Origin of the sequence: Pseudomonas sp. JBR1 (assembly GCF_028198185.1) — a bacterium.
Classification (GTDB): domain Bacteria; phylum Pseudomonadota; class Gammaproteobacteria; order Pseudomonadales; family Pseudomonadaceae; genus Chryseomonas; species Chryseomonas oryzihabitans_E.
On the sequence record NZ_CP116340.1, the window covers coordinates 990,985 to 1,011,777 of the forward strand.

Here is a 20,793-nt window from a genome sequence, read left to right on the forward strand (position 1 = left end):
CGAGGAGAACCCCATGTCGTCCGAGGTCATCCTCAGCGCCCGCGGCATCGGCAAGACCTATGCCCAGCCGGTACTCGGCGGCGTGGACCTGGAATTGCGCGCCGGCCAGGTGCTGGCGCTCACCGGGGAAAACGGCGCCGGCAAGAGCACCCTGTCCAAGATCCTCTGTGGCCTGGTGCAGCCCACCACCGGTGAGCTGAGCTTCCTCGGCCGCCCCTATGCACCGGGTAGTCGCCGCGAGGCGGAAGCCCAGGGTGTGCGGATGGTCATGCAGGAGCTCAATCTGCTGCCCACCCTCACCGTTGCGGAAAATCTCTTCCTCGACCGCCTGCCCCGCCGTTTGGGCTGGATCGACCGACGCCAGCTGCGCGAACAGGCGCGGCTGGCCATGGCCCAGGTCGGTCTGGAGTCCATCGATCCCGACACCCCGATCGCCGAGCTCGGTGTGGGTCACCAGCAGATGGTGGAAATCGCCCGCAACCTGATCGGCGATTGCCGGGTGCTGATCCTCGACGAGCCCACCGCCATGCTCACCTCCCGCGAGGTGGAGCTGCTGTTCGAGCAGATCGAGCGCCTGCGCGCCCGAGGCGTGGCGCTGGTCTACATCTCCCATCGCCTGGAAGAACTCAAGCGCATCGCCCAGCAACTGGTGGTGCTGCGCGATGGTCGCCTGGTCGCCGATGCGCCCATGGTGCACTACGGCATCGACGAGATCGTCAGCCTCATGGTGGGTCGCGATCTTGGCGAACACCTGGACATGGGCGAGCGCCGCTTCGGGCCACCGCTGCTGGAAGTCCAGGGCCTGAATCGCGCGGACAAGGTGCGCGACGTCTCCTTCAGCGTCCGCGCGGGCGAGATCTACGGTATCTCCGGGCTCATCGGTGCCGGTCGCACCGAATTGCTGCGCCTGATCTTTGGTGCCGACCGTGCCGATTCCGGCGCGGTACACCTGGCCGGAAAGCCGGTCGACCTGGGCTCGCCAGCCAAGGTGGTGCGCCAGGGCATCGCCCTCATCACCGAGGATCGCAAGGGCGAAGGGCTGCTCCTCAGCCAGCCGATCAGCGCCAATATCGCCCTCGGCAATATGGCCAAGGTCGCCCGGCAGGGCGTGGTCAGCGGCGCCCGCGAGGCGGCTCTGGCCGAGCGCCATATCAAGAGCCTGCGCATCCGCTGCAACGATGGCACCCAGCCGGTGGGCGAGCTCTCCGGCGGCAACCAGCAGAAGGTGGTGATCGGGCGTTGGCTCGAACGCGACTGCCAGGTGCTGCTGTTCGACGAACCCACGCGCGGCATCGACGTCGGTGCCAAATTCGAGATCTATGGCCTGCTGGCCGAACTCACCCGCCAGGGCAAGGCCCTGGTGGTGGTCTCCAGTGACCTGCGCGAGCTGATGCTGATCTGCGATCGCATCGGCGTGATCTCCGCCGGGCGCCTGGAAGCCACCTTCGAACGCCATGACTGGGATCAGGAGCGGCTGCTGGCCGCCGCCTTCGCCGGCTATCGCTCGCGCGAAGCCCTGCTGGAAGAACCTGTCCCGCCGCAACCTCTTTCTCAGGAAGCCATTCGATGAGCAGTCTTCCCGTCACCTCCTCCCGCCGTGCCTTCGGCCTGGGCCTCGGCACCTACGTGGGCCTGGCCGCCGCGCTGCTGGCGATGATCGTGCTGTTCTCCCTGTTGAGCAGTCACTTCCTGTCCTACGCGACCTTCACCACCCTGGCCAACCAGATCCCCGATCTCATGGTGCTGGCCACCGGGATGACCTTCATCCTGATCATCGGCGGCATCGACTTGTCGGTGGGCTCGGTGGTGGCCCTGGCCGCTGCCGTGGTCAGCGTCGCCACCCTGGAGTGGGGCTGGGGCATCCTGCCGGCTGCCGCCCTGGGCATGCTCTGCGCGGCCCTGACCGGCACCCTCACTGGCAGCGTGACCGTCGCCTGGCGCATCCCGTCCTTCATCGTCTCCCTGGGCGTACTGGAGATGGCGCGTGGTGTGGCCTACCAGCTGACCGATTCGCGCACCGCCTATATCGGCGATGCCTATGCCTGGCTGTCGACGCCCGTCGCCTTCGGCATCTCGCCGTCCTTCGTCATCGCGCTGCTGGTGATCGTGGTCGCGCAGCTGCTGCTGACCCGCTCGGTGCTCGGCCGCTACCTGATCGCCATCGGCACCAACGAGGAAGCGGTCCGCCTCGCGGGGATCAACCCCAAGCCCTACAAGATCATCGTCTTCGCCCTGATGGGCCTGCTGGCGGGCCTGGCCGCGCTGTTCCAGATCTCGCGCCTGGAAGCCGCCGACCCCAATGCCGGCGTCGGCCTGGAACTGCAGGTGATCGCCGCCGTGGTGATCGGCGGGACCAGCCTCATGGGCGGTCGCGGCTCGGTGATCAGCACCTTCTTCGGCGTGCTGATCATCTCGGTGCTGGCTGCGGGCCTGGCCCAGATCGGCGCCAGCGAACCGACCAAGCGCATCATCACCGGCGCGGTCATCGTCGTCGCGGTGATCCTCGACACCTACCGTAGCCAGCGCGCCAAGAGACAGGGCTGATGGCGACCATCAAGGATGTCGCCGCGCGCGCCGGCATCTCCTACACCACGGTCTCCCATGTGGTGAACAACAGCCGCCCGGTGAGTCCGGGCGTGCGGGAAAAGGTCGAGGCGGCCATCGCCGAGTTGGGCTACGTGCCCAGCGGCGTGGCCCGCTCACTGCGCAGCCGCGCCACCGGCACCTTTGGCGTGCTGGTGCCCAATGCGGTGAACCCCTATTTCGCCGAACTGGCACGCGGTATCGAAGATCACTGCGAGCGCCAGGGCTACAGCGTCATCCTCTGCAATTCCGATGACGATGCGGACAAGCAGCTGCGCTATCTACGAGTACTCAAGGAGCGGCGGATCGACGGTCTGGTGGTCGCCACCGTGGACGGCGATCCGCGCTTCGCCAGGGCCCTGGCCGGGCTGCGCATCCCCCTGGTCCTGGCCGACCGGCCACTGGAAGGCGTCCAGGCCGCGCACATTCGCGTCGATCACCACCAGGGCGGGCTGCTCGCCACCCGCCATCTGCTGGAACTCGGCCACCGCCGCATCGCCTGCATTGGCGGCCCTGGCGACTCTCCGGTCGCCAGCGAGCGTATTACCGGCTACCAGCAGGCCCTGGCGGACGCGGGCGTGCCAGCAGGTACCATCCGGCGCTGCCCCTTCACCGCCGCCGCCGGTCATGCCGCGGCGCGCGAGCTGCTGGCCCAGCAAGAGCGTCCGACCGCGATCTTCGCCGGCAACGACACCATCGCCCTGGGCGTGCTGCGCGCGGCCGCCGAACACGGGCTCAGCGTACCCGGCCAGCTCTCGGTAGTAGGCTTCGATGACATCGAACTCAGCCGCTATCTCTACCCTGCCCTGACCACCATCGGCCAGTCGATCCGCGACCTCGGCGAGCGCGCGGCCCAGTTGCTGCTGGCGCGACGCGAGGCGGTCGGCAGCCCTTCCACCCACGACATCGCCGTACCCCGGCTGGTGCTGCGCGAATCCACCGCGGCGCCCCCTGCTCTGGAGACCTCCCATGCACCCTGACGTCATCGTCATCGGCAGCCTCAACATGGATCTGGTGGTGCGCGCCCCGCGCCTGCCCAAGGGCGGCGAGACCCTCGCCGGCCATGACTTCACCACGGCGCCTGGCGGCAAGGGCGCCAACCAGGCGGTCGCGGCTGCGCGCCTGGGCGCCCGGGTCGCCATGATCGGCTGCGTCGGCGCCGATCCCTATGGAGACTTCCTCACCCGCAGCCTGGTCCAGGAAGGCATCGATTGCCGCGGCGTGTCGGTGGCCGCCGAGGTGCCTACAGGCATCGCCTCGATTCTGGTGGACGACCAGGGCCAGAACGCCATTGTCATCGTCGCTGGCGGCAACGGCGAGCTGTCCGCCGCGCACCTGGAGGAACAGGCGACGCTGCTCGACCAGGCCAAACTGGTGATCGCCCAGCTGGAGGTTCCGCTGGCCACCGTAGGCGACGCCCTGGCCCGCGCTCACGCCCTGGGCAAGACGGTGATCCTCAATCCGGCACCTGCCACGGGGCCGCTACCAGCCGACTGGTACCGCCACATCGACTATCTGGTGCCCAACGAAAGCGAGGCCAGCCTGCTCACCGGCCTGCCGGTGGACGATCTGCAGCAGGCGGAAGCGGCTGCACGTCAGCTGGTCGCCGCCGGTGCCCGCCAGGTGCTGCTGACCCTGGGCGGCCAGGGCCTGCTGCAGGTCAGCGCCGAAAGCTGCCGTCACCACCCGGCCACTCCGGTCAAGGCGGTGGATACCACCGCCGCCGGCGACACCTTTCTCGGTGGCTTCGCGGCCGGTCTCGCCGAAGGCCTGAGTGTCGATGAGGCCATCGCCCTGGGCCAGCAGGCAGCGGCCATCGCCGTTACCCGTCCTGGCGCCCAGCCCTCCATCCCCACTCGCCAGGAGCTCGCCCGGTGAAAAAGACGCCTTTGCTCAATATCGCCCTGTCCCAGGCCGTCGCCAGTCTCGGTCATGGTGATCTGGTGGTCATCGGTGACGCCGGCATGCCCGTGCCGCCCGGTACGCCGTTGGTGGATCTGGCCGTCACGCCTGGCGTGCCCGACTTCCTCAGCGTCCTGCGCGCCCTGCTCAGCGAGATGCAGGTGGAAAGCCATCTGCTCGCCGAGGAGTCCCTCGCCGCCCAACCGCCCGCGCTGGCTGAACTGGAGCGCCTGACCACGGAGGGCGCCCTGGGTACTCGGCACCTGGTCTCCCATGCGGAGATGAAGACCCTGTGTCGCCAGGCGCGGGTCCAGATCCGCACCGGTGAATGCCAGCCCTATACCAACCTGATCCTGGTCGCCGGCGTGGCCTTCTAGCCTGCCGCGGGCAGCAACAGACGCCGGGTTGCCAGCAGCTCCAGGGGCCGGGCGAAGTGATAGCCCTGGGCATGGCGCGCGCCCATGTCCTTGAGCAATTGCAGCGCTTGGGCGTCCTCGACACCCTCGGCGACCACATCCAGCCCCAGGGACTCGGCCATGCGCACGATGGCGCGCACGATGGCGACACTGCGATTGCTTTCCGCCAGGCGCAAGACAAAGGACTTGTCGATCTTGAGGCCACGAAAGCGGTATTCGTGGACGTAGCCCAGCGACGAAAAACCTGCGCCGAAATCATCCAGCACCACCGAGACGCCCTGGCGGTCGAGGGCCTCCATGGTGGCCTTGGCCCGCTCAGGCTCGGCCACCAGGGCGCCCTCGGTCAACTCCAGGCAGATGCGCGAAGGTGCCACGCCATGCGCCGCCAGGATGCCCAGCACCTCGTCGGCGAATTCCGGCCGCACGATGCTGTAGCTGGAGCAATTGACGTGCACCACCGGCCAGTGCGCCTGGGCGGGCTCGGCCAGGATGGCGGCGATCCGCGTCAGCATGTAGGTATCCAGGCGCCCGATCAGGCGCAGCCCCTCCAGCTCGGTCAGGAAAGCCGCGGGGGCCAGTACGCTGCCGTCAGGCTGACGCCAGCGGATCAGGGCTTCCAGCGCCGCGACCCGCCCGGTCCCCACCTCGACGATGGGCTGGAAGAACGGCTCCAGCTCGTTGCCGTTCTTTAGCGCCTTGCGCAGTGCACCCTCACGTACCACCTGGTCGGACACCACCTGGCGCAGTTCCTGGTTGAACACCGCGAAGTTGTCGCGCCCACCCTGCTTCACCCGGTACATGGCCGTGTCGGCATCGCGCAGCAGGTCGTCCGGCTGCCGATGCAGCGCAGGATCGGCAACCACGATGCCGATGCTGCAGGAGGCGAACAGACTGTGGTCGTCGAACACCAGGGGACGGTCGAAGGCCTCGATGATGCGCTGGGCGATGGCCACTGGCGGTTCCAGACCGCCGCCAGGCACCAGAATGGCGAACTCGTCGCCGCCCAGCCGCGCCAGCAGATCGGTGTCCCTCAGGCAGCTGGACAGGCGCTCGCCGGCTGCGATCAACAGGAGATCGCCAAAGGGGTGGCCGAACTGATCGTTGATCCTCTTGAAGCGATCCAGATCGAGAAACATCACCGCCAGGCCCGTCCCCTCGCGCTCCAGGGCCGACCAGTGCAGGCTCAGGCGCTGCTGGAAGAAGCTGCGATTGGGCAGGCGCGTCAGGGCGTCGTGATTGTTCTCGTACAGCAGCCGGGCGTTGGCCTCGTCCAGCGCCCGGGTCCGTTCCTGCACCCGTACTTCCAGGGCATGGCGGGACTGCTGAATCGCCTCGGCGGCGCTGCGCCGTGACAGCGCGGTGTCGATATGGCGCGACACGAACGTCAACAACTCCTGATCGCGTCGGCTGTAGTAGACGTCTTCGCGATAACTCTGTACCGCCAGCACCCCACGAACGTGCTTGCCATCGTAGAGCGGGATGCCCAGCCAGGACCAGGCCTCGAAGGTACCCGGCACCGGGGTGATTTCCCCCTGGGCGACCAGCAGGCGAGCCTTCTGCCGATCGATGAGACAGGGCCGCCGCTGGCGGATGGTGTATTCCGTGTAACCCCGGCTGCCACGCCGGGCGATCGGTGCCGTGGCGCGGCGCTCGTCGGCGAAATAGGGAAAGCTCACCTCACCCGACGCGTCGTCGTAGAGCGCGATGTAGAAGTTGTGGGCATAGAGCAGTTCACCGACCACCTGGTGCAGACCGCCTAGCAACTCGGGCATGTCCGTGCTGGCGCTGGAGAGTTCGGCGATGCGAAACAGGGCGGCCTGCAGTTGCTCGGCGCGCTCGCGTTCGGCGATCTGTTCGCGCAGCCGGGCATTGACCTCGGACAGTTCCTGGGTGCGCTGCCCTACCGTGGCCTCCATATCCTCGCGCCGAAGGATGCGATCCAAGGCCATGGCCACGTCGCGCGCGATCACCTGGAACAGCGCCTGGTCCTCGCTGCCGTAGCGCCGCTCACGGTCATAGACCTGCAGGCTGAGCACGCCGAAGGTGCGATCGGTGCCATCCTTGAGCGGGATGCCCATCCAGAATTCGGGGACCGAGCCCTGGCAATAGTAGGGACCCTGTACCTGAGCGGCTTCGATGGCCTCCTTGGGCAGCAGCAGGGGCACCCCGTGCATGAGCACATAGGCCGTCAGGGAGGGGCGCGCCCGGTCCATGAGCTCGAAGGAGCCTGGCTCTGGCGGGCTTTCATCGCGCTGATCGAAATAATAGGGATAGTGGATCTGCTCCGAGTCGACATCCTGTAGCGCCAGGCAGAAGTTCTCGGCGTCGATCAGCGTCACCAGCAATTCATGGGTGCGCCGCATGAACAGCTGACGATCCACCGTCGAACTGGCCAGGTAGGTAATATCATAGAGCACCTGTTGAACGGCCTGGGCGCGCTGCAGTTGTAGCCGTTGCAGGACGAAGCCGAACCTGAGGGCCAGGGCGGCGAAATCGGTATGACCGTCAGGGCGCGCAAGGAGCCAGCCCAGGGGCGTCGGGCCACTTCCCGTCGGATGGCAACTGACCCCTACCTCGGCGCATCGCTGGGTCAGCTCATCGTCATCGAGCAGCGGTGGCCAGTCGCTGGCGCCGCTGCCCATTGCCATCCGCGACCAGTTACCCCGCCGCTGATACCAGGCCCAGTCGGCAGCCGCTGCAGCCATGCGCAACTGCGCGATGATCTCCTCTACCTCCAATCCAGGCGCATTCGGATCCGGCCAGCTTCCTTCTGGCGAACGTTGCAGCCCCGGTAAGCGCGCGTCCAGCTGCTGCTTCTCAGGCACCTTCATGCTGACTCCTTCCCTTGCACTTTTCGAATCCTGACACAGAAGCCAGTGGCCTCGGCAAGTTAGAGGTGAACGGTTTACCTGGAGGTGCGAACGGCAAAGATATGACTAAAACCAAGAAAACTGCGACAGGACTTGTACAGCGAAAAGCCCCTTGTCTAATAAAGCGCCCTGCCAGATACGCCAGTGCCGCTGGGCTTGTAGAACAAACAGCGGCCTGCCTCCCCATCGATCCGAAAGACCACCATGCAGCGAATCTATGACTAGGGAGGAGCCACTAATAACCAGACAGATCGCAATCTGGCGGGGCCTTCCAGCCCGTTGTCGCCTCTCTTCAAGAGCAGGAGTTTTTCATGACCGCTTCCAAAAAAGACAATCTCATCGACTGGCTGCGCGACGCCCATGCCATGGAAGAACAGGCCGAGAAAATGCTCTCCGCCCAGTCCGCGCGACTGGAGCACTATCCGCAGCTGCGCCAGCGCATCGAGCAGCACATCCAGGAAACCCAGGAACAACGCCAGGTGCTCGAAGGCTGCCTGATCCGCCTCGGCAGCAGCGCCTCTACCCTCAAGGACATGGGCGGCAAGTTGATGGCGCTGGGCCAGGCCATCGGTGGCGCGCCCATGAGCGACGAGGTCATCAAGGGCGCCATTGCCGGCTATGTCTTCGAGAACATCGAAATCGCCACCTACACCACATTGATCGCTGCCGCTGCAGAGATCGGTGACACCGAAACGCAGCAGGCCTGCGAACGCATCCTCGAACAAGAGAAGGCTATGGCGGCCTGGTTGCTGGACGACCTGCCCGTCACCACCCGAGCCTTCCTGGAACGCTCCGCCGACCCCGATTTGACCGCGAAGCGCTGAACCGCCCGTGCTCTACCCGTGACTAGCCCCTGGAGGTTACATGTTCGTCCATAACAAGCGACTGCAATATACCGTGCGCGTGTCCGAGCCCAATCCCGGCCTTGCCAACCTGATGCTGGAACAATTCGGCGGTCCCCAAGGCGAACTCGCCGCCGCCATGCGCTACTTCACCCAGGCGATAGCCGAGCTCGACCCGGGCCGTAAGGACATGCTGTTCGACATCGCCACCGAAGAGCTCAGCCACCTGGAAATCATCGGCTCGATGATCGCCATGCTGAACAAGGGCGCCAAGGGCGACCTGGCCGAGAAGACCCAGGAAGAAGCGGACATGTATCGCTCCCTGACCGGTGCTGGCAACGACTCCCACCTTACCCAGATCCTCTATGGGGGTGGTCCAGCCCTGACCAATTCGGCTGGCGTACCCTGGACCGCGGCCTACATCGACACCATCGGTGAACCGACCATCGACCTGAGGTCCAACATCGCCGCCGAAGCGCGGGCCAAGATCGTCTACGAACGCCTGATCAACGTCACCGACGATGCGGGCATCAAGGACACCCTGAGCTTTCTGATGACGCGCGAGATCGCCCACCAGAAATCCTTCGAGAATGCCCTGCACTCCATCCAGCCCAACTTCCCCCAGGGCAAGATGCCGCCGCGTCCGGAGTTCGCCAGCGTCTACTACAACATGTCGCAAGGCGAAGGCGATCTGCGCGGTCCCTGGAACCAGGGTCAGGATTGGGAATACGTGGAGCAGCCCGGACCTGCCGTGGATGGCGGCGACGGCATGGCCAGCGTCAAGCTGCCGCCTATGCAGGCCAAGGCGGTGGAGCAGCTCGCGACCCGGACCATGTCGGATCCCGAAGCCGCGCCGGTAACCGGTGCCGATCTGGGCGCTGGTCTGGCCAAGCAGCTCGACAAGAACCGCCTGGACGAGTGATGTATAGGCGGCGACGCCTTTATGGCGTCGCCGCTTTCTCCCCGCGCTGACGACCTTCCGTCGGCCAATTCGCCCTACCCCCTCTTTCGCACGAACCTGGCCATTTGCCATCGGTCCTACCGCTCTCATCGTAGTAGGGAACCCCTGATGGAAGATTATCTGTTGGCCTTCGCCATGGTCGCTCTGACCGCCCTGTTCATAGGTCTCACTACCGTCGGTCTGGTGGAATTCACCTGATGGCGTTTTGCCGCTTTTAGCGCTGAACATTTGCCCCGCGGCGCAGTCTGCCGCTGTGCATTGATGCCATCACGTCATCTCGACGTAGCCAGGGACGCCACCATGAAACGCCACGCTTACGCCTTAGCCTTCGTTGCAGCCGTCGTATGCAGTACCCCCGCCTTCGCCATGGACCAGGATGCCCTGCAGTTCGAGCAGGCCAGCATGCTTGCCTTCAAGAGTTGCGCGAACAAGGCAGTCATCGCCGGTACCCGCATCGGCGACACCGCACGTTTCTCCGATACCGACAGCTGTGTCGACCAGGCCCTGTCGCAGGTCGAGCCCGCCTACCAGAAGGCGCTGACCTCCCTGCGAAACAACGGTACCGCACGACGCTGCCTGCAGACCTACTACAGCAATTGGCTGACCCTCATGAAATCCCTGCCGGCGCTGCAGTCCAAGCCGCCGTCCTCGGTACTGCTGACCGCCAACGGTGGCGAGCGGCGGCTCAACCAGTACTGGCAATTCGTGGTCAGCGCACGCTGAACCCAGGCGCGCCAGCCTAGGGGAGCACTGCTCCCCTTTTTCATTTCAGCCAATGGCGACATGGCCCGGTTGCGCTGCGACCCGGCCCAGCCAGGCGCTGATCGCCGGAAAATCGTCCAGCGCAAAGCCGCCCTCCTCGGCCACATGGGTATAGGCATAGAGCGCGATATCGGCGATGGAGTAGCACTCGCCGACCAGGAAAGGCGTTCGCTGCAACTGCTGCTCCATCACTGCCAACGCCCGGTAACCACGCGTCAGACACTGTCGATGCTCGGCTCGACGCTCCTCCGGCATTCCCTGGTAGAGCTGGATGAATCGCGCCACCGCCACATAGGGCTCGTGACTGTACTGCTCGAAGAATTGCCACTGCAGCACCTGGGTCCGTAGCCGCGGCTCGCGGGGCAGAAAGGTCGTGCCTTCGGCCAGGAAATTGAGGATGGCGTTGGACTCCCACAGGCAGGTGCCGTCTTCCAGTTCCAGTACCGGAATCTTGCCGTTGGGATTCTTTGCCAGGAACGTCTCGCGCTGGGTTTCACCGGCGAGGATATCGATCTCGTGCCAGTGATAGTCCAGTCCGAGCAGGTGCAGCATCAGCACCACCTTGTAGCAGTTGCCGGAACGACGATCGCCATAGACCTGATACATCTCACAGCTCCTTGTTGGTAGGGGTGGCGTTTCGAATCACGCCGGCCAGGCGCGCCAGGCCGGTATCCAGCCGCGCGGGCAGCACATGACTGAAATTGAGTCGTAGCAGACCAGGGTGTCGATCCGGATCGGCGAAGAAGGGCTCACCCGGCATGAAGGCGACATCCTGTGCCAGCGCCCTGTCCAGCAGCGTACGGGTATCCAGTGGCGTTTTCAGTCGCAGCCAGAAAAACAGGCCACCCTGGGGTAGCTCCCAGTCGGCGATATCGCTGAAGTGTCGCGTGAGAGCCGCGGCGAAACCGTCCCGGCGCTCGCGGTAGAAACCGCGCAACTCGGCCAGGTGCCGCTCATAACGCTCGCTGCCCAGCCACTGCAGCACCTGCCATTGGCTCATGCGGCAGGTATGCAGATCGGCGGCCTGCTTGAGGGCTCTTAGCGGCTGGAGCAGGTCGGGTGAGGCGATCAGATAGCCCACCCGCAAACCAGGCATCAGCGACTTGGACAGACTGCCGGTATGGATCCAGGCGCTGCGCTTGAGCTGAGCGCACAGCGGCCGCGCCGGTGCGCCGTCGTAGCTGAGTTCGCGATAGGGCTCGTCCTCGACCAGGGTCACCGCGAATTCATCCAGCAGCGCCGCCACCGCCGCGCGATTGGCCGTGGAATAACGCACGCCGGAGGGATTCTGGAAGGTCGGGATCAGATAGGCGAACGCTGGCCGCTGCTGCTCCAGGCGTTCACGCAGCTCCTCCAGATCGAGCCCCTCGGAGGTCAGGCTGACACCCAGGCACTCGGCGCCAAAGAACTGGAAGCTCTGCAGGGCCGCCAGGTAGGTAGGCCCTTCCACCAGTACCGGGGTGCCGACGTCGAGGTACAGCTTGGCGATCAGATCCAGCGCCTGCTGTGAGCCCGTGGTCACCAGCACCTGTTCCGCCGTGCAGTCCAGTCCATAGGCACGCGCCTGGGCGGCGATGGCCTCGCGTAGCGCCGGTTCACCCTCGCTCATGCCGTACTGCCCAAGCCCGGGTGGCATTCCACTCCAGTCCACGGTGGGCAGACAACACTCAGCCGGCAGGCCACCGGCGAAGGACATCACCTCCGACCGCTGTGCCGCCGCCAGGATGTCACGGATCAGGCTGCTCTTGAGTCGGGTCACCCGTTCGGAAAATGCCATCTGCCCTCCTGTGGCCCGCGGCCTGGCAATGAGTCAAACTACTTGACCGACCCTAATCCACCCATGAAAGACAAGTCAATATGCTTGACCTAAATCAGACCACCCAGCAGCGCCTGGTCATGGAAACCTTTTTCTTCGGCTACCAGGCCTTCACCGCCAAGGCCGACGACATGCTGGCCCGCCGCGGCCTGAGCCGAGTGCACCAGCGCATCCTGTTCTTCATCGCCCGCGAACCCGGGCTGAGCAACAAGGCCCTGCTGGAGGTGCTCAACGTCAGCAAGCAGGCGCTGAACATCCCGCTGCGGCAGTTGCTGGAGATGCAACTCGTGATCATGGAGACGGATACCGCGGACAAGCGTAAACGGCGGCTGTCGCTGACCCGTGGCGGTGCGGCGCTGGAACAGACCCTGAGACGGGAACAGATGCGACTGGTGCAAGCGGCCCTGGGCGCAGTCGGCCCGGACGCCGCCGCGGGTTGGCTGGCGTTCAATCAGGCCTTGGCCGGCCATCACGATACCGCGGCTGTTAGCCAGGACAGTTGAGAACACCTGATCGATCATGGAGAACTGTATCGGTCGTTCGCGGCCTTGGTGTACGGATACCGCCTGTCGACACCTGGCTAAGCTGGCGCAAAGCCCAGGAATGTCCCCATGACCGTCGAACTGCTCTCTGCCTTCATGCTCTTCGCCTTTGTCTCCTCCGCCACGCCGGGTCCCAACAACATGATGCTGCTGGCCTCAGGGGTCAACTTCGGCTTCCGGCGTACCCTGCCGCACATGTTCGGCATCAGCCTCGGTCATATGCTGCTGGTCATCTGTACCGGCCTGGGCCTGGGCCAGCTGTTCGTGCTCTATCCACCCCTGCAGATCGCCTTGCGGGTGATTGGTGGCGCCTACCTGCTCTATCTGGCCTGGAAACTGGCCACCGCGTCAGCGCCCACACCACGGGAGACAGGCAGCGGCAAGCCCTTCGGCTTCTTTCAGGCCGCGGCCTTCCAGTGGGTGAATCCCAAGGCCTGGGTCATGGCCATCGGCGCCGTCACCGCCTATATCCCGGCCGAGAACTTCACCGGCAACCTGTTGCTGGTCGCCCTGCTCTTCGCCCTGATCAACCTGCCCAGCGTCAGCCTCTGGACGCTGTTCGGCATGGGCTTGCGGCGGCTGCTCAGCAGTCCTGCGCGACTGCGATTGTTCAATTGGAGCATGGCGCTGCTGCTGGTACTGTCCCTCTACCCCATCCTGTTCGGCCATCACTGAGGCTCGCCATGCACGCAGCTCCGCAACGGCTGACACCTCTGGCCGATAGCTCTCCCGCCGCCGTGGTCGCCGGTTTCGTCGCCATGCTGGTGGGCTACACCAGCTCCCTGGTGCTGATGTTCCAGGCCGGCCAGAACGCCGGCCTGAGCACCGGACAGATTTCCTCCTGGATCTGGGCGCTATCCATCGGCATGGCCGTGACTACCATTGGCCTCTCGCTGAAGTACCGCACCCCCATCGTCATCGCCTGGTCGACTCCGGGCGCCGCCCTGCTGGTCACCAGCCTGCCGTCGGTGCCCTACAGCGATGCCATCGGCGCCTTCGTGATCTGCGCGGTGCTACTCGCCCTCTGCGGCCTGACCGGTAGCGTCGACCGCCTGCTGCGCCGGGTACCACCAGCGCTCGCCGCCGCCCTCCTGGCAGGCATCCTGTTTCGCATCGGCATCGAGATCTGCACTGCGGTCCAGCACCAGACCGCACTGGTACTGGGCATGGCCCTCGCCTATCTGGTGGCCAAGCGGCTGTGGCCGCGCTATTGCGTGCTGGTGGCTCTGATGGTCGGCCTCATGCTGGCCGCCGGGCTGGGCCTGCTGGATTTCCAAGGCTTGCGGCCGGAGCTGGCCGTCCCGGTATGGACCGTGCCGACCTTTTCCCTGGCTGCCACCATCGGCATCGCCATCCCGCTGTTCGTAGTGGCCATGGCCTCCCAGAACATGCCCGGTATCGCCGTGCTGCGTACCGATGGCTACGACGTACCGGCTTCGCCGCTGATCGCCACCACAGGGATCGCTTCACTGCTACTGGCCCCCTTCGGCTCTCACGGCATCAACCTGGCGGCTATCAGCGCCGCGATCTGCACTGGCCCTCAGGCCCATGAAGATGCCAGCAAGCGCTACACCGCCGCGGTCTGGTGCGGCCTCTTCTATGGCATGGCCGGTCTGTTCGGTGCCACCCTGGCGGCGCTGTTCGCCTCTCTGCCGGGCGAACTGGTAATCTCGGTGGCCGCTCTGGCCCTGCTGGGTTCCATCATGAACGGCCTGCACGGCGCCCTGGCCGACCCTGGCCAGCGCGAACCGGCGCTGATCACCTTTTTGGTCACTGCCTCGGGGCTGACGCTGGCCGGCATCGGCTCCGCCTTCTGGGGTCTGGTGGCCGGTCTTTTGGCCAGTTTGCTACTCACCGCACGCCGCTAGGAAACCTCAGCCCCTCCTGACCGGTCGGAACTGGATCCTTCACGTCAGGAGAACACCATGTCCCGTACCAATCGCCAGTTCCTGCTCGCCAAGCGCCCGTCCGGAGAACCCACCGCCGACACCTTCGAGCGCGTCGAGCAGCCAGTCGGCGAACCCGGCGCCGGTCAGGTGCTGATCAAGAACCTGTTTCTCTCTCTCGACCCGGCCATGCGTGGCTGGATGAACGAAGGCAAGTCCTATATCAAGCCCATCGGCATCGGCGAGGTCATTCGCGCGCTGGGCGTGGGTGAGGTGGTCGCATCCAACCACCCGGATTTCAAGACCGGCGACACGGTCAACGGCATGCTTGGCATCCAGGACTACTACCTCGGCGACCCCCAGGGCTTCTACAAGGTGGATCCGAGCAAGGCCAGCCTGCCTCAGTATCTCTCGGTGCTTGGCATGACCGGTCTGACCGCCTACTTCGGTCTGCTGGAGGTCGGTGAGCCCAAGGCTGGCCAGACCATCGTGGTCTCCGGCGCTGCCGGTGCAGTGGGAAGCATGGTCGGCCAGATCGGCAAGCTCAAGGCCTGCCACGTAGTGGGCATCGCCGGCGGCGCGGAAAAGTGCCGCTATCTGATCGAGGAATTGGGCTTCGACGCCGCCATCGACTACAAGGCTGAGCCGGATCTGGCGGCTGCGCTGCGTCGCGAATGCCCCAACGGTATCGACGTCTATTTCGACAACGTCGGCGGCGAAACCCTGGATGCGGTGCTGACGCAGATCAACTTCCGCGCGCGGGTGGTGCTCTGTGGCGCCATCAGCCAGTACAACAGCGACAAGGTCCAGGGCCCGCAGAACTACCTGGCGCTGCTCAGCAACCGGGCACGCATGGAAGGTTTCATCGTGCTGGACCACGCCGCTCGCTACGCCGAAGCCCAACAGCAGCTGGCGATCTGGCTGGCCGATGGTCAGCTTAAATCCCGCGAGCACGTGGTGGAAGGCCTGGATACCTTCCCCGAGACCCTGATGAAGCTGTTCTCTGGCGAGAACTTCGGCAAGCTGGTTCTCAAGGTCTGAACCAGGCGTCGGAAAATCGTCACGAGCGGGCCGCTTTGGCGGTCCGCTTGGGTAAAAGACGTCAACTTACAGACGGCCACTGGCCAGCATATCGCTAAGTAGTTGATTTTATTGATTCTCCTGAGCTGGCACGGTTCTCGCTGTAGCGAGGCCATCGGCCAAGGAGAACAGGCATGGTCCCGCCCTCATCCAACACCATCAATCTCGATCGCGCGCGTCAACAGCGTAACGCCAATCAGGCTGCCTTCAGCCGCGAAAGCAACCCTGAGGTCCTTGGCACGCTACGCCAACGCCTGACCTCCATGCTGCAGTCGTCCCTGGATCTCGAACGGGTGCTGCAGCTCTTCCAGCAGGAAGTGGGCACCCTGATCGAGCTACCCGGACTCAGCTACCGCCATGCGCGAGAAGACGTGGCCATCCGCCTCGGTCTGGAAGAAGGTCATCAGGTGCATTACCACCTGAGCCAGGGTGACATCCGCCTGGGCGACCTGAGCTTCATCCGTCACGACCCGTTTCGAGACAACGAACTCTCGGCCCTGGAATACCTGCTCGGCAGCCTGATGTTTCCCCTTCGCAACACCCTGCTCTATCGCGAGGCCTTGAACAATGCCCTCCGCGATCCTCTGACCGGGGTCGGCAATCGCAGTGCCCTGGATCGTGCCCTGGTACGCGAACTGGAGTTGTCACGGCGTACCCAACAGCCGCTGTCGCTGCTGATGCTGGATCTGGATCACTTCAAGCGCGTCAATGATCGCTTCGGCCACAGCGTGGGTGACGATGTGTTGCGCCAGACCGCCTGCACGCTCGGCAACAGCCTGAGAAGCATGGACATGGTCTTTCGCTTTGGCGGCGAGGAATTCTGCGTTCTGCTTTCGGCCACCGGCCATGAGGCGGCGCAGATCGTGGCCGAACGTCTGAGGGCGGCAGTGGAGACTCAGGGTACGACGGATGGGGCCATTCCACTGCCGGTGACCCTGAGCATCGGCCTGGCGACCTTGAGAGAGGTTGAGTCGCCGCGCTGCCTGGTGCTGCGCGCGGATCGAGCCCTCTACCAAGCCAAGGCCGAGGGCCGCAATCGCCTTTGCAGCCTGGCCTGAAGGTCGCCTGTAGCCAGGCGACCGTTATTGCTTAACGGCGACCGCCCTTGCCAGTACCGCCACCGCTGGGCCCACGACGCGGGGCGATGCCCGGCGAGGTACGGCCCTTGCTGACCGGCTTGCGGCCCATCTCGCTGGGCCGTTCAGCCACGGCAGAGCCTTGGGGCTTGCTGGTCTTGTTGCGCGAACCCCGACCGGCATCGATCGGCCGCGCGGTCTTGCGCTGCTGACGCTCGATCTTTTCCTTGGTCTTACCCCCCATGGACGGGAGCGCTACCGGTGGCAGGCCGACTTCGCCCGCGAGGATGTCGATCTCCGCCTGGTTCATTTCGCGCCAGCGTCCAACCGGCAGATCGCTGGTCATGAACACCGGACCGAAACGCACGCGCTTCAGACGGCTCACCACCAGGCCCTGGGATTCCCACAGCCGGCGTACTTCGCGGTTGCGGCCCTCCATCACCACGCAATGGAACCAGTGGTTGAAGCCATCACCCTCAGGTGCCTGCTGGACGTCGGTGAAGCGCGCTGGACCGTCTTCGAGGATCACCCCGTTCTTCAGGCGCAGCAGCATCTCTTCGGTCACTTCGCCCCGGACCCGTACCGCGTACTCACGGTCCATCTGGTAGGACGGGTGCATCAGCCGGTTGGCCAATTCGCCATCGGTGGTGAACAGCAGCAGGCCGGTGGTGTTGATGTCCAGGCGACCAACGTTGATCCAGCGGCCCTGCTTGGGCTTGGGCAGGCGGTCGAACACGGTGGGCCGGCCTTCGGGGTCATCACGGGTGCAGATCTCACCTTCGGGCTTGTTGTAGATCAGCACACGCCGTACCACTTCCTCGGCCTGGTCGCGCTTGAGCAGGCGCCCGTCCACCGCGATGGCGTCCTTGGGCATGACCCTCAGACCCAGGGGGGCGACCACCCCGTTGACCTTGATGCGACCTTCGCCGATCCAGGCTTCGACGTCGCGACGCGAGCCAACGCCCAGGCGCGACAGCACCTTCTGCAGCTTTTCGCCGGCTGGCGCAGGTGGGGTTTCGTCGAGGGATTCGTTTTGGAGATTCTTGTCGAGGGTCATCAGGCACCTCCCGGTGTAGTGGACGACAAAGGCACCACGGAACGGGCGCCAGGAAAAAGACAGGGGCGCATGATAGCGCCCCTGCTCGCGCCAGCCTAGCCAGGCTGGCAGGTGACGAATGGCCGCAGTATCAGTCGAGCGTCGCCATGGCGTCGCGGCAGAGCTGTTCGACGCGCGTCCAGTCCTTGGCCTTCACCACATCGCCGGGCAGCATCCAGCTACCGCCCACGCACAGCAAGTTCGGCTGCTGGAAGTAGTTCTTCACATTGCCCGGATTGACGCCACCGGTGGGGCAGAACTTGAGCTCGGCGAAGGGACCGGCGAAGGCTTTAAGTGCATCCACGCCGCCATAGACGTTGGCGGGGAACAGCTTGAAGCGGCGATAGCCAAGGCGGTACGCCTGCATGATTTCCGACGGCGTGGCGATGCCTGGCAGCAGCGGAATGGGTGCCGAAACCCCAGCCTGGAGGATCTCCTCGGTGGTACCGGGTGTGACGATGAACTGGGCACCGGCCTCGACCGCCGCCTCGAACATCCGCACATCGAGCACCGTGCCGACCCCGACGTCCAGCTCGGGACGTTCCTGACGCAGCAGACGCACCGCATCCAACCCATAGGCTGATCTCAGGGTGATCTCCAGCGCAGTGAGACCACCCGCGGCCATGGCGTCGGCGAACGGCAATACGTCGGCCGGATCGTTGATCACGATCACCGGCAGGATTCGCGCGCGTGCGCACAGGGCATCTAGGGTCGCGATCTTGTTCTGCATGTCCAAAACTCAACTCCTCGTCAGGGGCACCAATAGACGACCAGGGGTTCGCGCAGGAACGCCTTGATCGGAGTGGCCAGCTCGTCGCCCTCGGCCAGAGCGGTTTCCAGTACCTGTCGCTTGCCCGCGCCTTGGACGGCGAGGATCTGCTGACGGGCGCGGCTCAGATAGGCACGGCTCAGGGTGATCCGGGTCTGGGGCGCGGATGGCGCTACGCCGGGAAAGCTCAAGCGTTCGCTGGTCGGGTCCAGGGCCTCTTCCAGGCCAGGACTACCCGGGAACAGCGAGGCGGTGTGGGCATCATCGCCCATGCCCAGGACCAAGACATCAGGGGTCGCCAAGGCATCGCGCAGGCGGGCCTCGGTCAGGGCCATGCCCTCTTCCGTGGTGGCCGCTGGCGTGTAGAGATCGACGAAGCCCGCAGCAGCGGCCGGTCCCTGGAAAAGGTGCTTGCGCAACAGGCCGCCATTGCTATCGGGATGGTCGCCTGGCACCCAACGCTCATCGGCCAGGGTGACCAGCACCTTGGCCCAGTCCAGGTCGGCCTGGGCCAGACGCTCCAGGAAAGGCACCGGACTGCGGCCACCGGAAACGATCAGCAGCGCTTCGCCTCGGGCAGCCAGGGCTTCGCGCAGCGCCGCGGTGACCGTCTCGGCCAGCGCCGCGGCGTGGGCCTCGCGGTCGGGCCATTCGTGCAGGGTCACACCCTGCCCCAGATCAGATGTCGCCATACCAGGATCTCCCGTCTCGTGCGATCAATGCGATGGAGGTCAGCGGACCCCAGCTGCCGGCGGCATAGGACTTGGGCGAATCGCCCATCTTCGACCAGCCATCCATCAGCTGATCGCACCATTTCCAGGCCGCTTCGATTTCGTCCTTGCGAACGAACAGCGACTGGTTGCCCTGCATGACTTCCAGCAGCAGCCGCTCATAGGCATCCGGCGTGCGCAGGTGCTTGAAGGTCTCGGAGAAGTTGAGTTGCAGCGGACCACTGCGCAGTTGCATGCCCTTGCGCAGACCCTGGTCCTTGCTCATCACCTGCAGCGAGATGCCCTCATCCGGCTGGATGCGGATGATCAGGCGGTTGCTGATCAGGCTGCGTTGCTCCGGCGCGAAGATGTAGTGTGGTGGTTCCTTGAAGTGGATGACGATCTGCGACAGCTTCTGCGGCATGCGCTTGCCGGTGCGCAGATAGAAAGGCACACCGGACCAGCGCCAGTTGCGGATATCCGCGCGGATGGCGACAAAGGTCTCGGTGCGGCTTTCGGTATTGGAGTTGGGCTCTTCCAGGTAGCCCGGTACCGGCTTGCCATCGCTGTAGCCCGAGGTGTACTGCCCCAGGACCACGCGGCTGGCCAGCTGATCGGCGGTGATGGGCTCCAGTGCCTTGAGCACCTTGACCTTCTCGTCGCGGATGCTATCGGCCGAAAGATCCGCCGGCGGATCCATGGCGGTCAGGCAGAGCAGCTGTAGCAGATGGTTCTGCACCATGTCGCGCAACTGACCGGCCTGGTCGAAATAGCCCCAGCGACCTTCGATACCGACCTTCTCGGCCACGGTGATTTCCACGTGGGAGATGTAGTTCTGGTTCCACTGGGTCTCGAACAGGCTGTTGGCGAAACGCAGGGCGATGAGGTTCTGGACGGTTTCCTTGCCCAAGTAGTGGTCGATGCGATAGACGCGGTCTTCAGGGAAGAAACGTGCCACGGCATCGTTGACCACCTTGGAGGATTCCAGGTCGTAGCCGATGGGCTTTTCCATCACCACCCGGGTACGCTCGCACAGACCAACGGCGGCGAGGTTCTCGCAGATGGCACTGTAGACCAACGCCGGAGTGGCAAAATAGGCGATCAGCGGGGCGGTCTCGCCCACATCCTCGGCCAGTCCCGTATAGTCTTCGCGATTGCGGAAATCGATGGCGCGATAGCCCAGGCGAGCGCGCATCCGGGTCCATACCGCTTCGTCCCAATCGGCTTTGGGCACATAGTGGCGCAGACGCTCCTCGATGTGCTCAAGCTGCTTGACCCCATCGCCCTGGTCACGCGCCAGCGCCATGATGCGGGTATCCTCGTGCAGCAGACCTTCACGATCCAGCTGATACAGGGCAGGGAAAAGTTTGCGTAGGGCCAGATCGCCCAACGCGCCGAAGATTGCCAGGGTACAGGGTAGAACTCGGACGCCAGCCATAAATATTCGTTCTTTTACTTAAAGTTTGAGATATTCCAGCGCCA

The 20,793-nt window shown here is 64.8% G+C and carries 20 protein-coding genes; 13 read left to right on the forward strand and 7 right to left on the reverse strand.

The features are described 5' to 3' along the window. The first annotated feature begins 13 nt into the window (after positions 1–13). Genes PJ259_RS04800 through rbsD form a run of 5 tightly spaced genes read left to right on the forward strand, consistent with a single transcriptional unit; the run spans position 14 to position 4,862 of the window. Positions 14–1,570: a sugar ABC transporter ATP-binding protein gene (locus PJ259_RS04800; protein WP_271654935.1), complete on the forward strand. Its 1,557-nt coding sequence runs from the start codon at positions 14–16 to the stop codon at positions 1,568–1,570. Next, the gene (locus PJ259_RS04805) at positions 1,567–2,544 is read left to right on the forward strand and encodes an ABC transporter permease (RefSeq protein WP_059314964.1); all 978 of its coding nucleotides are present in this window, start codon (positions 1,567–1,569) and stop codon (positions 2,542–2,544) included. Before PJ259_RS04800 ends, PJ259_RS04805 begins: the two co-directional genes overlap by 4 nt. Beyond that, positions 2,544–3,563: a LacI family DNA-binding transcriptional regulator gene (locus PJ259_RS04810; protein WP_271654936.1), complete on the forward strand. Its 1,020-nt coding sequence runs from the start codon at positions 2,544–2,546 to the stop codon at positions 3,561–3,563. Before PJ259_RS04805 ends, PJ259_RS04810 begins: the two co-directional genes overlap by 1 nt. Then, a complete protein-coding gene (rbsK, locus tag PJ259_RS04815; RefSeq protein WP_271654937.1) occupies positions 3,553–4,461 on the forward strand; it encodes a ribokinase in 909 nt (302 codons plus the stop codon). The genes PJ259_RS04810 and rbsK overlap by 11 nt, the downstream gene beginning before the upstream one ends. Beyond that, positions 4,458–4,862, forward strand: coding sequence for a D-ribose pyranase (rbsD, locus tag PJ259_RS04820; protein ID WP_271654938.1), 405 nt, complete (start codon positions 4,458–4,460; stop codon positions 4,860–4,862). Before rbsK ends, rbsD begins: the two co-directional genes overlap by 4 nt. Here rbsD and PJ259_RS04825 read toward each other — a convergent pair. After that, a complete protein-coding gene (locus tag PJ259_RS04825) occupies positions 4,859–7,732 on the reverse strand; it encodes a sensor domain-containing phosphodiesterase (RefSeq protein WP_271654939.1) in 2,874 nt (957 codons plus the stop codon). The genes rbsD and PJ259_RS04825 overlap by 4 nt on opposite strands. Positions 7,733–8,082: 350 nt before the next feature. Between PJ259_RS04825 and PJ259_RS04830 the strand changes: the two genes are divergently transcribed. The 3 genes from PJ259_RS04830 (at position 8,083) to PJ259_RS04840 (ending at position 10,297) form a co-directional block, all read left to right on the forward strand. Continuing rightward, complete coding sequence (locus tag PJ259_RS04830; RefSeq protein ID WP_271654940.1) at positions 8,083–8,595, forward strand: ferritin-like domain-containing protein; 513 nt, start codon at positions 8,083–8,085, stop codon at positions 8,593–8,595. Positions 8,596–8,635: 40 nt separating this feature from the next. Then, a complete protein-coding gene (locus PJ259_RS04835; protein ID WP_059314969.1) occupies positions 8,636–9,535 on the forward strand; it encodes a manganese catalase family protein in 900 nt (299 codons plus the stop codon). A gap of 339 nt (positions 9,536–9,874) precedes the next feature. Further along, the gene (locus tag PJ259_RS04840) at positions 9,875–10,297 is read left to right on the forward strand and encodes a hypothetical protein (RefSeq protein WP_237140510.1); all 423 of its coding nucleotides are present in this window, start codon (positions 9,875–9,877) and stop codon (positions 10,295–10,297) included. A gap of 45 nt (positions 10,298–10,342) precedes the next feature. On the opposite strand, the gene PJ259_RS04845 is transcribed toward PJ259_RS04840, so the two are convergent. Both PJ259_RS04845 and PJ259_RS04850 read right to left on the reverse strand, forming a co-directional pair. Beyond that, complete coding sequence (locus PJ259_RS04845; RefSeq protein ID WP_271654941.1) at positions 10,343–10,942, reverse strand: glutathione S-transferase family protein; 600 nt, start codon at positions 10,940–10,942, stop codon at positions 10,343–10,345. A gap of 1 nt (position 10,943) precedes the next feature. After that, entirely contained in the window at positions 10,944–12,113 is a 1,170-nt protein-coding gene (locus tag PJ259_RS04850) for an aminotransferase-like domain-containing protein (protein ID WP_271654942.1), read from the reverse strand. Positions 12,114–12,193: 80 nt separating this feature from the next. Between PJ259_RS04850 and PJ259_RS04855 the strand changes: the two genes are divergently transcribed. The 5 genes from PJ259_RS04855 (at position 12,194) to PJ259_RS04875 (ending at position 16,718) form a co-directional block, all read left to right on the forward strand. Further along, complete coding sequence (locus PJ259_RS04855) at positions 12,194–12,655, forward strand: MarR family winged helix-turn-helix transcriptional regulator (protein WP_059314972.1); 462 nt, start codon at positions 12,194–12,196, stop codon at positions 12,653–12,655. Positions 12,656–12,763: 108 nt separating this feature from the next. Beyond that, positions 12,764–13,369, forward strand: coding sequence for a LysE family translocator (locus PJ259_RS04860; RefSeq protein ID WP_271654943.1), 606 nt, complete (start codon positions 12,764–12,766; stop codon positions 13,367–13,369). Between the two features lie 8 nt (positions 13,370–13,377). Beyond that, a complete protein-coding gene (locus PJ259_RS04865) occupies positions 13,378–14,562 on the forward strand; it encodes a benzoate/H(+) symporter BenE family transporter (RefSeq protein WP_271654944.1) in 1,185 nt (394 codons plus the stop codon). 57 nt (positions 14,563–14,619) lie between these two features. Next, the gene (locus PJ259_RS04870) at positions 14,620–15,621 is read left to right on the forward strand and encodes an NADP-dependent oxidoreductase (RefSeq protein ID WP_059314975.1); all 1,002 of its coding nucleotides are present in this window, start codon (positions 14,620–14,622) and stop codon (positions 15,619–15,621) included. A 173-nt stretch (positions 15,622–15,794) separates the two neighbouring features. After that, on the forward strand, positions 15,795–16,718 hold the full coding sequence (locus PJ259_RS04875; RefSeq protein WP_271654945.1) for a GGDEF domain-containing protein: 924 nt from the start codon (positions 15,795–15,797) through the stop codon (positions 16,716–16,718). A gap of 31 nt (positions 16,719–16,749) precedes the next feature. Here the strand turns inward: PJ259_RS04875 and rluB are convergent, their stop codons facing one another. The 4 genes from rluB to zwf all read right to left on the reverse strand — a co-directional run bounded on the left by rluB (position 16,750) and on the right by zwf (position 20,749). Continuing rightward, a complete protein-coding gene (rluB, locus tag PJ259_RS04880; RefSeq protein WP_271654946.1) occupies positions 16,750–17,793 on the reverse strand; it encodes a 23S rRNA pseudouridine(2605) synthase RluB in 1,044 nt (347 codons plus the stop codon). A gap of 130 nt (positions 17,794–17,923) precedes the next feature. After that, positions 17,924–18,562 (reverse strand): bifunctional 4-hydroxy-2-oxoglutarate aldolase/2-dehydro-3-deoxy-phosphogluconate aldolase, encoded by a 639-nt coding sequence (locus PJ259_RS04885; protein ID WP_271654947.1) that lies wholly within the window; start codon positions 18,560–18,562, stop codon positions 17,924–17,926. Between the two features lie 20 nt (positions 18,563–18,582). Then, complete coding sequence (gene pgl, locus PJ259_RS04890; protein WP_271654948.1) at positions 18,583–19,293, reverse strand: 6-phosphogluconolactonase; 711 nt, start codon at positions 19,291–19,293, stop codon at positions 18,583–18,585. Then, positions 19,280–20,749, reverse strand: a complete 1,470-nt coding sequence (gene zwf / locus PJ259_RS04895; protein ID WP_059314979.1) for a glucose-6-phosphate dehydrogenase — start codon at positions 20,747–20,749, stop codon at positions 19,280–19,282. Before zwf ends, pgl begins: the two co-directional genes overlap by 14 nt. Between the last annotated feature and the right edge of the window lie 44 nt (positions 20,750–20,793).